This is a genomic window from Chloroflexota bacterium (genome assembly GCA_016219275.1).
Classification (GTDB): domain Bacteria; phylum Chloroflexota; class Anaerolineae; order UBA4142; family UBA4142; genus JACRBM01.
Window position 1 is genome coordinate 44,777 of sequence record JACRBM010000015.1, and the last position, 11,587, is coordinate 56,363.

The window sequence follows — 11,587 nt, forward strand, 5'->3', positions numbered from 1 at the left end:
ATCCCCAATCAAAATTCTCGCGTTTTTTTAATACCGTTTTTATTGGTGGACGATTCTCTCTCGCGCGATTCTTACTGGTTTGCCGATATAATCGGATAATGATATAATGGATTGCGTACGAGAAATTATACTCCAATGAGGGAGAGACTATGGCTGATGGTACACCGCAAACATCCGGCATTCAAGTTTCGCGCAGCGAAGAAGAGTGGCTCGAAGATCAAGTGCGTCGCTCGGTCTGGGTGACGCAGTGGGACAAGGTGATTGACAAACTGATTGACCCGCTTTACAACTGGGGACGCCGCAACTCGGTTTGGCCCATGGGTTTTGGCTTGGCGTGTTGCGCGATTGAAATGATTTGCACCTCGGCGAGCCGATTCGACATCTCGCGATTTGGCATGGAACTATTTCGCGCGTCGCCGCGTCAAGCCGACTTGATGCTCGTTTCCGGCACGGTGACGAAAAAGATGGCGCCCGCGGTCGTCCGCCTCTACAATCAAATGGCGGAACCCAAGTACGTCCTCGCGATGGGCGCGTGCGCCAGCGCGGGCGGTCCTTTCAAAGAAGGTTACAGCGTGGTGTCCGGCGTGGACAAACTCGTGCCGGTGGATGTGTACGTCCCAGGTTGTCCGCCCACCCCGCAAGCCCTGCTCTATGGTTTGATGCAACTCCAAAAGAAAATTGACAAGCAATCCGTTCGCGAGGTCGCGTGGTATCGCAAAGGTGAAACCGAAGGCGTCCCCGAACCGGTGCTCGGTCCCGATCTGTTCGATCCGCGCCGCGCCGAAGAAATCACCGCGCTCGCGCGTGATCCGCAATCGCTCGCCGCGCGCGCCGTCAAGATTCAAACCAAAGCCGATGCCAAGGCAGAGAAAAAATAATAAAGTTGAAAGCCAAGTCCACAGTACTTTTCACTTTCGACTTTAACCTGAGGAGTTTCTGACAATGGCTGTCAACGCGCCACCTGCTCCAACTGAAAAACAAGTTACGACTGCTTTTGACGCGCCGAGCGTCGCCGAAAAAATCAAAATCAAGTTTCCCGATGCGGTCGAATCCGCGGCGGGGCAGAACCTCGTCATCAAAGGCGAGCGTTTGCTCGACGCCGCGCGCATTCTACACGACGAACTGGGATTCGATTATCTCCACAACGTCACAAGCGTAGATTTCCCAGATCGTTTCGAGGTCGTTTATCAACTGTCTTCCATCGAACGGCAGGGCGTACCGCTGACGCTCAAAGTCAACGCGCAGCGTCAAGACCCGGCGGTGCCGTCGCTGGTGTCGGTGTATCGCGGCGCGGACTTTCAGGAACGCGAAGTCTACGATATGATGGGCATTCGGTTCCTGGGTCATCCGAACCTCCGTCGCATTTTGATGTGGGATGGCTTTGAAGGTTTCCCGCTCCGCAAAGATTACCACGAGCCGTACTACGAAGACGACAAGAAACCGTTCGGCACGCGTTGGGATCAAGGGCATCACGTCATCGCCGAAGACCGCAATCCTTGGCATGACAATGTGATCTATCCCGCGAATTTTGACGCGGTGTCGTACAAACCACAGCGCGACACGGTGCGAACCGTTGGCGCAGCAGAAGCAGTCGCAACCAAACTCAAGACCGACAAAATCGTTTTGAACATCGGACCGCAACACCCTTCGACGCACGGCGTGTTGCGTTTGAAAACGACGCTCGACGGCGAAACGATTGTCGCGGTCGAGCCAGTGCTGGGTTACTTGCATCGCAATCACGAAAAAATCGGCGAGCGCAACACGTTCCTCGGTAACATTCCGTTCACCGACCGCCTCGATTATTTTACCTCGATGAACAACAATCACGCGTACGTGATTGGCGTTGAAAAATTGATGGGTCTCAAGGTGCCCGAACGCGCCGAATACATTCGCATTATCATGGCGGAGTTGACGCGTTTCGTCAGTCACCTTTCGTTTCTCGGGTTTCTCTTCAACGACCTGGGCGCGTTCTACACGCCGCTCCTGTACGGTTTGGAAGAACGCGAGCTGGTGCTCGATTTGTTCGAAGCCGCGTCTGGCTCGCGCATGATGTGCAACTATATGCGCTTTGGCGGCGTCGCGCGCGAATTGCCCGATGGCTTTCTCGACAAAGTGAGTTATCTCGCGAACGAGCGTTTCCCGCGCGTGATGGATGAGTTTGACCGATTCCTGACCGGCAACGAAATTTTCCTTGCGCGCACCCAGGGCGTAGGCGTTCTCACGCGCGAGCAAGCGATCAATTACAGCACCGCCGGGCCGGTCTTGCGCGGATCGGGCGTCAAGTACGATGTGCGCCGCGCCGAGCCGTACTCGATTTATGATCGGTTCGAGTTCGATATTCCGACCGGCACGACCGGGGACGTGCACGCGCGGTTCATGATGCGGTTCTGGGAAGCGCACCAAAGCATTCGGATTCTGCAACAAGCGCTCAAGCAAATTCAGCCGGGCGAAATCATGACCGGTAAAAAGAACTATCAGGTGCGCGTGCCCAAGGGCGAAGTCTACGGACGCGGCGAGAATCCCAAAGGCGAACTGGGATTCTACCTGGTCAGCGATGGCAATCCCAATCCGTACCGTTATCACGTTCGCTCACCATCGTTTATCAACCTGACTTCGATGAATGAGATGTCGGTTGGACACAAAGTGGCTGACCTGATCATCATTCTTGGCTCGCACGATGTTGTGATGGGCGAAGTGGACCGATAGCACTGACCCCTACCCTAACCCTCCCCCGTCAAACCGGGGAGGGAAAATGCGGAGGACTGACGATGAGTTTCGGATTAGGCGTACTGCGCGGAATGGGTGTGACCTTGCGCCGCGCGATCAAGACATATCAAGGCGATTTCAAACATCTCGGCAAACCATACGAGCCGACCGCGTTCGCGGAACGACAGAGTGTCAAGGGGAGCGGCATCTTTACGGTGCAGTATCCCGAAGAAAAACTCAAGCCGCCGGAAAATTTCCGGTTCGTGCCGTTTCTCGTTTACGATCCCAAGTTGGATGAAAAGGGCAAGCCGGTCATTGACGCGGCGACCGGCAAAGAAGCGATCGGTTACGAACGATGTACCTCGTGCGGCATTTGCGCCAAGGTGTGTCCGCCGCAATGCATCTGGATTGTGCGCGCGACGAAACCCGAAGGCAAGCCGCGACCAAAATGCACCGAGTTTTACATTGACATTGATGTCTGCATGAACTGTGGCATGTGCGCCGAGTTCTGCCCGTTCGATGCGATCAAGATGGATCACGATTATGAGTTGGGCGACTACGAACGACACGTCGGACACATCCACGATATTACGCGCTTGATGAAATCTTCGACGTACCACGCGCAAATTCATCCGCTGGATGCGGCGCGTGAGGAAGCGGACAAGAAAGCGAAAGAAGCGGCGAAAGCCAAAAAGACGTAATTTCATGGGGGGGCGACGCATGCGTCGCCCCCTACCGATAACTGGACGATGGCAACTCTGAGCGTAGGACAGGTCGCCCCGGCGTTTTCGTTGCGCGGGGCGGACGGTACAGATTTTGAACTGAATCAACACGGCGCGCGGCTCACGCTCGCCGTCTTTTTCAAGACGACGTGTCCGACGTGCGTGCTGGCGTTTCCGTACTTTGAAAAAATGCACCAGACTTTATATGATGCCGGGTTGGTGGTGTGGGGCATTTCGCAAAACGACCGCGCGCGGTCGGTCGAATTCGCACGACGATACGGTAGCACATTTCCTATTTTGATTGACGACGCTTGGCGCGTGTCCAACGAGTTCGATCCGGAATTTGTGCCGACCGCGTTCTTGATTGATCGCGCCGGCAAAATTGTCGAGCGCGTGGTCGCGTTCGACAAAGCAGGGTTGAATCGCGTGGCGCATTCGGTCGCCACGACATTGAGCGTCGCGGTACCCGTGATCGCGCCGGACAAGGATGGCAATCCGCCGTTTCGTCCCGGCTGAGGTGCGGCACATCACAAGCATGGCTAGGTGAGCCATTAAGATCGAAATTCTGATACCGAGACATTGCCAATGCATTTTGAAATCATCGGCGAGATCACTGATATTGAAATCATTGCGGTTGGAAGTAGTATTCGTATCCTGGCGATGCTTCGTGAGCAATACGGGACCGCCCGATGGAGAAAGCTCAAGGGAATCGCAGCCGTACGTTTGTGGAATGGCGAGATTCGTCGTGCCGAAGTGCATTGGTTTGAAGCGCACGGCATCGGTAAACGAAAAATGAGAGTAAAGCGTTATTTGGATTGAACCTATGGATAAACTACGCAAAGTGACACCTCGATTTGCAATTTGCATTCGGAGTGATGACGCGGATATGTTGACGCCGCGAATGCTGTACCAAATCTTGCCCGATGCAAGCGCCGCGCGCTCTGGATATGTTCGCGTGATTGATAACGAGGGCGAAGATTATTTGTACCCGGCAAAGGATTTCATTCTCATTGATCTTCCCCGCGTGGTGGAACGCACTCTGAAGCGAATCGCACTTTCGGGTGCGCCGGCAACATCTGCAGAACGACCGATAGCGACGATGCGACAGAAACGGCTAAAACAAAAAGCCGCGTGATGCGCGGCAAAGATAAGCAGGAGAACGATGGCAATTCACGAAATACTCATGTCGGATCACCCGGTGCTCCGGCAAAAAGCCAAAAAGGTCAAACGCGTGGACGCGTCCACGCAGAAACTCATAGACGACATGTTCGACTCGATGCGCGAGGCGCGCGGGCTGGGTCTCGCCGCGCCGCAAATCGGCGTGGGTTTGCGCGTGCTCGTGATCGAAATGCCCGAGGACGAAACCGACGATAGTGTTCAGGCGCTGCCACGCGACCATCGCAAAGTGGAATACAGCGGACAACAAATCGCGCTCGTCAATCCGGAAATCGTCAAAGCCGAAGGCGAGCAGTTCGGCGAAGAAGGATGTCTCTCGATTCCCGGTTATGTTGGGATGGTGCGCCGCGCGATGAAAGTGACCGTCAAAGGTCTCGACCGCAAGGGCAAAGAGACGCGCATCAAAGGCGAAGGTCTGCTCGCGCGCGCGCTGCAACACGAAGTAGATCATCTCGACGGAATTTTGTTCACCGACCGTCTCGAAAAACCGGAAGACTTGTACCGCGTCACCGAGAACCACGAGCGCGTGCCGGTGTTTCAGGGCGGCGCAACCCAATCCTCGAAGAAAGAGTTATCACCCGCGTGAGTAATAAAAGCAAAGTCGCCATTCTCAGAACGTCCCCGCGCACCGTGCTCGCAGATTACCACCGCTTGATGAACCTCGCCGGTTATCACCAAGTCATTGATCGTCAAGCCGATACCGCGCTCAAGGTCAACATCTCCTGGCACTTTTTCTTTCCCGGTAGTTCGACGACGCCCTGGCAATTGGAAGGCGTGATTCGCGCGCTGAATCAAGACGGGTACGACCCGAATCTGATTCACGCGTGTCACAATCGTACCGTCGTGATTGACGCGCACCTGGGCGAGCGCGAGAACAAGCAGCTCAACGTCGTCGAGCGTCACGGTTTGCGAAACATCCATCTCTACGAGGGCGAAGAGTGGATTCACATTCGCGATGCAGTCGGCGATCTCACGGAAAAATTCTTGTGCCTCAACGATGTGTATCCCGGCGGATTCTACATTCCGAAACGATTCATCGGCGAGAACATCATCCATCTGCCGACGGTCAAGACGCACATTTTCACGACGACGACCGGCGCGATGAAGAACGCGTTCGGCGGCTTGCTCAACGAGCGGCGGCACTGGACGCACCCGGTCATCCACGAGACCTTGGTTGACCTGTTGATGATTCAAAAGAAAATTCATCGCGGTGTGTTCGCGGTGATGGATGGCACGTTCGCCGGCGATGGTCCTGGTCCGCGTTGCATGACGCCGCATGTCAAGAATGTTTTGCTCGCGAGTTCGGATCAAGTTGCGATTGACGCGGTCGCGGCGAAGTTAATGGGTATGGATCCGCTCTCGATCAAGTTCATTCGCCTCGCGCACGAACGCGGGCTGGGTTGTGGCGACCCGCGCGAAATCGAAATCACTGGCGACGTGAGCGCGGCGAATGAGAACTGGCAATTCGTCGGACCGTTCCAAAAGATGACGTTCGCTTCGCGGATGCAACACAAAATTTATTGGGGTCCGCTCAAGAAACCGATCGAGTGGAGTCTCAAGACGGTGCTCGCGCCCTGGTCGTACATCGCGAGCGTGGTTTATCACGACAGTTTCTGGTATCCGTTTATCGCGAAACGACAGATGGATCAGGTGCTCGGTAGTGAGTGGGGCAAGTTGTTTCGCAATTGGGAAACGCTCACGCCGGACGAGCAAGGTTTTCCATCGGTGGGCGACGATTCAGCACAGTTGCATCGCGTCGGATGGAAAGCGTTCTATCGTTCGTTGGGTGTGCTCGGTACGACCGTCAGAGAAGCGCCCGAGTTCGCCGCGCGAAAACGCCGAACGACCAACGCGTGAGACGAACGATGCCCCGCGTGTAACAATCCGATGTGTGACCTGCGCGGTCGAGCGAAGCCGCGCAGGTCTTTTTCGTGCGCGTGTTGGGGCGAGGCATTCGCCAAATCATGTTCGTGCGACAAGGTGGTTAGCATTGTGCGGTTAATCTCTCGATCATCGCGATTGTGCGAATGCCTCGCCCCTACGCCCTTTGACTTTTCTTTTTCGACTGCGTATAATCTCAAGCGGTTTCATCGAACGTCTGCGAGGAGGCATTCGTGTTCAATGCACTGAGGGTTGGTTATAGCGTCCTGCGCTATCGCGGCGGCATTGGTCAGTGGGCATGGGCGATCAATCGCGTCGCGGGCTTGGGCGTTTTGCTTTTTCTCGCGCTCCACATCTTTGATATTTTCCTCGTCGGCTTTCCGGAACTATTCGAAGAATTGCTCGTCATTTACAAAGGACCGATCCCGCGTATCCTCGAAGTGTTCCTCGTTTTCGGTTTGCTCTATCACGGCGTCAACGGGTTGCGTCTGATTCTGATGGATTTCAAACCGACCACGGCGCGGTACCACATCAAACTTTTCTACATCCAAATCGTGATTTTCCTCATCCTCTTCGTTCCCGCGAGCGTCGTGATGCTCGGCGAATTCTACGGCGTTGTGGGCAGCATCGCGATGACGCTTGCGTTGCTCGCACTGCCGCTCGTCATCGCGTACGCGGCGACGCGCGCGCCGCTCGGCGCGGTGAATACAGAAGTGAGTGGCGGCAATTATCAAGACGCGCTCACGCGGCTCGCGTCCTCGCGTGGCAAACCGCGCAGTGGATTCGAATTCAATATGTGGTTGTTCATGCGCGTCTCTGGTTTGTTGCTGATCGTCATCGCGTTGTTCCATGTGTTCTGGATGCACTTTGTCATCGGCGTCGAGAAAATCACCTTCGCGACGATTGTCGAACGCTGGACCGGACCGCAAGGCGCGTTCTGGCGCTTGTACGATTTGCTCCTGCTTGCGTTTGCGTTCACGCACGGCGTCAATGGTACGCGCAATGTGATTGATGATTATTTTCATTCGCCGGGTTGGCGCGCATTCATTCGCATCGCGCTTATCGTGTTTTGGTTTGTGCTGATGGGCATGGGCGCGTTCATCATTTTCACATTCACACCTGGGACGTTACCGAGGTAAGGGTGGAACGCGGTCAACTGGTCGCCGCTCTGCGCGAGTATGGCATTCGCTTTTTGGCTGATGGCGAGGCGCACGTGGAACGTGTTGCGCCGCCCATGTTGATTGCCGAGTTGGCGCGCGCCAAAGACGCGCGTCTGCATCTTGCGTTGACCGACTTGTTCTTACTGCATCCGTCATTTGCGAATTTTGTGCGACTCGTCGTGCCGGGACTTGACGGCGATGCCGCGCGCGAGTTGCAAGCGCGTTACATGGCGGCAGTTTACCTGCAACGCATGTGGAGCACGCGACTCAGTTTCTATTTGGACGCGTTTCAGCTGTTACCCGATTTGTTTTCGCGCGAGTTGGGCTTGCCAGCGCCGGACGAACGATTCGGCAAAGTCGGCTTAGTTGCGCTTGCCCAGTGGCATGCGCGCGCGGCGAATGTTCCGTACAATTACTTGGCATCGTATAATAAATCGGCGGATTTGCTCTTTGGTCAGTTATTGGCAGAGGCGAAGTGAGTTCACGACAATCGGTTGATCGCAAACGCATCGAACAGTTCCTGCGTCGGTTGGGTGAACGCTTTCGTCATCCCGGTCAGGTCTATCTTGTCGGCGGAACGACGTTGGTGTTTGAAAATTTTCGCGCACAGTCGCTCGACATTGAGTTGACATTCCAAGTTGCGTCCCAGGATCACGCCGCGTTGATTCAAACGATCCGCGAACTGAAAGACCAACTTGGCTTGAACGTCGAAGAAGTGTCGCCCGGCGATTTTATCCCGTTGCCGGCGGGTTATCGGGACCGCGCGATTTTTATCGGGAGATTCGGACAACTGGATGTTTTCCATTTCGACTTGTACAGCACGGCGCTCAGTAAAATCGCGCGCGGTACGGAAGAGGATTTCAGCGATGTCATCGCGCTTGTACTCACGGGGCGTATCGAGATGCCATTGCTGGAAAATTATTTCCGCGACATTTTGCCGCGTTTAGCGACTGAGAGTTTGAAGCAAGACCCGGACGAATTCCAACGCAAATTCCAAGTTGTGCGTGATATGATTCAACGAGGCAACGAATGACCCAAACACATCGTTACGACGCCGTCATCGTCGGCGCAGGCGGCGCGGGCTTGTGGGCGGCGCTCGAACTCGCCAAGAGTCAAGCCAATATCGCGGTGCTCACGAAAATGTATCCGACGCGTTCGCATACCGGGACGGCGCAGGGCGGCATCGGCGCGGCGCTCGGTAATCTCGAAGAAGACCACTGGGAATGGCACATGTTCGACACCGTGAAAGGCGGTGATTATCTTTCCGATCAAGACGCGTCCGAAATTCTCGCGCGCGAAGCGGTCGAGACAGTGTACGCGTTGGAGCACATGGGCTTGCCGTTCAACCGTACGCCCGAAGGTAAAATTGATCAGCGACGTTTCGGCGGGCACACGCATCACGAAGGCAAAGGTCCAGTGCGCCGCGCGTGTTTCGCGGCGGATCGCACCGGGCACATGATTTTGCAAACACTCTATCAACAGTGCATCAAACATGAAACGCATTTCTTTAACGAATACCAGGTTCTCGATCTCATCATCGAAAATAATGTCTGTAGCGGCGTCGTCGCGGTAGACATCGCGACCGGCGAGTTGCATATTTTTCACGGCAAGGCGACGATCATCGCGGCGGGCGGATTCGGCAAAATGTTCAAGGTCACGTCGAACGCGCATTCGCTTACCGGTGATCCAGTCGCGATGTTGTATCGGCACGGGTATCCGCTCGAAGATATGGAATTTTTCCAATTCCATCCGACCGGCATTTACAAGATGGGCATCTTGATGTCCGAAGCCGCGCGCGGCGAAGGCGGCGTGCTGATCAACGACCAGGGCGAGCGCTTCATGGAACGTTACGCGCCGACGATGCTCGACCTTGCGCCGCGCGATATGATCTCGCGTTTTATGCAGATGGAAATCAACGAGGGGCGCGGCATCGGCGGCAAGGATTACGTCTATCTCGATATTCGCCCGGAGAGCATCAACCGGTACAAGAGCGCGCCGGGCGGCAATCCGGTGACCGAGCACGAACTGCGCGCGAAACTGCCGGACATTATCGAGATGATGGAATTGTATCTCGGCGTGGATCCGATGAAAGAACCGGTGCCGACGCAACCGACCGCGCATTACGCGATGGGCGGCATTCCGACCGACAACGATGGGCGCGTCGTGATAGACGAAAAGAATACGGTGCTCCCTGGTTTGTACGCGGCGGGCGAATGCGCGTGCGTTTCGGTGCACGGCGCGAATCGCCTCGGCACGAACTCGCTCGTAGATATTCTCGTGTTCGGTCGTCGCTCTGGGTTGAGCGCGGCGCAGTACGTCAAGCAAGCCGATTTCGCGTCACTACCCGCGAACGCGGAGGCGAATGTGCGCGCGGAGATTGATCGCTTGTCGAGCGGGACCGGCACGGAAAACGCCGCGCAGATTCGCTGCGCGATGCAAGAGATCATGACCGCGCAGTGCGGCGTGTTTCGCACTGGCGCGGGTTTGGAGCAGGTCAAGCAAACGCTCGCGGATTTGAAAACGCGTTACCACCAAGTTTCGATCACCGACAAGACGAAAAAGTTCAACACCGAATTGCTCGAAGCGCTCGAACTCGGCTACTTGCTTGATCTTGCCGAAGCGACCGCGCACAGCGCGGCGGCGCGCACCGAATCGCGCGGCGCGCACGCGCGCGAAGATTTTCCGAATCGCGACGACAAGAACTGGCTCAAGCACACGCTGATCGCGCGACGCGATGGCACGTTTGAATCGCGGTACAAACCGGTGGTCATTACGCGGTACCAGCCGAAGGAGAGAAAGTATTAGATGCGTTGGGCGGCAGATCGCGTACGAACGTATCCGTTGTTCGATTGGTTGATGCGCAGGAGATTTTGGATAGCGGTTTGCATCGTCGTACTGATTCTTTTACTCTTCACTCCCCAAGTTCTGATAACATGGCGGTTCAAAGATAAAATCTATACTCAATCGGACAACTTGCCAAAGCGCGAATATGGTGTCGTGTTCGGTGCGAGTGTGAATAGCGATTACAGTCTCACCGATGTTACGCGCGAAAGAATCGAAGCGGCGATATTGCTCTATCGGCAAGGCGCGATTCAAAAGCTCTATGTTTCAGCCGACAATCGGCATAATCAAGAAGCGGATGCCATCGCACGATACGCAATGAGCAGTGGAGTGTCTGTCGAAGACATACGGATAGACCGACTGGGCGACACTACAAACGATACGTGCCGACATTTCGCGCAGTTGAAAGCAGAAGGTGTTTTACTGACCCAGGAGTTTCATCTGCCGCGTGCGATGTACCTGTGCGAATCGAATGGAGTTGCGCCAATCGGGTTAGCGGTCAATCGTCTCGGCATCCTGGCGCAAAGAGGCGATGGCTGGGTGGACATATATACGATTCGATTGAGCAGATATGTGCGTGAGTCAATGCTCACCTGGGCGTTCATGGTTGGAATGTACGACCGGTGATCCAGCCGGGTGTTCTGTTTGTGTAGTTTCAATCGAAAGGGCTGAACTACTAAATCGGGGACGAACGACGGAAGGTCATAGTGCACAAGCGACTTTATTCGCGAGCGTTGTTGACCATCGCGTTAATGTTGTCAAGTATCTTGGTCACCGAGAATGCTTTCGCCGGGGGCGTCATTCCAACTCTGTCGGCACAGGCAGGGAATGGATTTATCTCCGTCAAGTGGACGACGATCAATGAGAGTAGTGTTGCCGGGTTCAACGTTTGGCGGAGCGAAAATTTCGGTGGTCCGTTTATTCAAATCAATGTTTGGTTAATCCCAGGTTGTGGTGGTTGTCTTAACCGTCATTTCACATAACCGATATGAGTAATTTTCACATAACCTCTGTTAGAATGAGTGTACCATTTCAATTCAGGAGGTTCACTCATGACGCGCACTTTAACTGTTCGCAAACCAACTCGGCGTGAAGTCCACG

Annotated in this window: 12 protein-coding genes and 1 pseudogene; all 13 read left to right on the plus strand. The window is 55.0% G+C overall.

Features of this window, described 5'->3' with window-relative positions:
- Positions 1–149 precede the first annotated feature (149 nt).
- The 13 genes and pseudogenes from nuoB (at position 150) to HY868_02500 (ending at position 11,113) form a co-directional block, all read left to right on the plus strand.
- On the plus strand, positions 150–878 hold the full coding sequence (gene nuoB / locus HY868_02440) for an NADH-quinone oxidoreductase subunit NuoB (protein MBI5300969.1): 729 nt from the start codon (positions 150–152) through the stop codon (positions 876–878).
- Positions 879–942: 64 nt separating this feature from the next.
- Complete coding sequence (locus HY868_02445; GenBank protein ID MBI5300970.1) at positions 943–2,706, plus strand: NADH-quinone oxidoreductase subunit D; 1,764 nt, start codon at positions 943–945, stop codon at positions 2,704–2,706.
- A gap of 62 nt (positions 2,707–2,768) precedes the next feature.
- Positions 2,769–3,407 carry a 4Fe-4S binding protein gene (locus HY868_02450; protein MBI5300971.1) on the plus strand — a complete coding sequence of 213 codons (639 nt, stop codon included), beginning with the start codon at positions 2,769–2,771 and terminating at the stop codon, positions 3,405–3,407.
- A 48-nt stretch (positions 3,408–3,455) separates the two neighbouring features.
- Positions 3,456–3,944, plus strand: a complete 489-nt coding sequence (locus HY868_02455) for a TlpA family protein disulfide reductase (protein ID MBI5300972.1) — start codon at positions 3,456–3,458, stop codon at positions 3,942–3,944.
- A gap of 69 nt (positions 3,945–4,013) precedes the next feature.
- Positions 4,014–4,247, plus strand: a complete 234-nt coding sequence (locus HY868_02460; GenBank protein ID MBI5300973.1) for a hypothetical protein — start codon at positions 4,014–4,016, stop codon at positions 4,245–4,247.
- Positions 4,248–4,251: 4 nt separating this feature from the next.
- A pseudogene (locus tag HY868_02465) lies at positions 4,252–4,461 on the plus strand (hypothetical protein).
- Positions 4,462–4,590: 129 nt separating this feature from the next.
- Entirely contained in the window at positions 4,591–5,190 is a 600-nt protein-coding gene (gene def, locus HY868_02470; GenBank protein MBI5300974.1) for a peptide deformylase, read from the plus strand.
- A 68-nt stretch (positions 5,191–5,258) separates the two neighbouring features.
- Entirely contained in the window at positions 5,259–6,461 is a 1,203-nt protein-coding gene (locus tag HY868_02475; protein ID MBI5300975.1) for a DUF362 domain-containing protein, read from the plus strand.
- Between the two features lie 257 nt (positions 6,462–6,718).
- A complete protein-coding gene (locus HY868_02480) occupies positions 6,719–7,624 on the plus strand; it encodes a hypothetical protein (protein MBI5300976.1) in 906 nt (301 codons plus the stop codon).
- Positions 7,625–7,626: 2 nt separating this feature from the next.
- A complete protein-coding gene (locus HY868_02485) occupies positions 7,627–8,124 on the plus strand; it encodes a hypothetical protein (GenBank protein ID MBI5300977.1) in 498 nt (165 codons plus the stop codon).
- Positions 8,121–8,678 (plus strand): hypothetical protein, encoded by a 558-nt coding sequence (locus HY868_02490; GenBank protein ID MBI5300978.1) that lies wholly within the window; start codon positions 8,121–8,123, stop codon positions 8,676–8,678. Before HY868_02485 ends, HY868_02490 begins: the two co-directional genes overlap by 4 nt.
- Positions 8,675–10,450 carry a succinate dehydrogenase flavoprotein subunit gene (locus HY868_02495; protein ID MBI5300979.1) on the plus strand — a complete coding sequence of 592 codons (1,776 nt, stop codon included), beginning with the start codon at positions 8,675–8,677 and terminating at the stop codon, positions 10,448–10,450. Before HY868_02490 ends, HY868_02495 begins: the two co-directional genes overlap by 4 nt.
- Positions 10,451–10,657: 207 nt before the next feature.
- Complete coding sequence (locus HY868_02500) at positions 10,658–11,113, plus strand: YdcF family protein (protein MBI5300980.1); 456 nt, start codon at positions 10,658–10,660, stop codon at positions 11,111–11,113.
- Positions 11,114–11,587 lie beyond the last annotated feature (474 nt).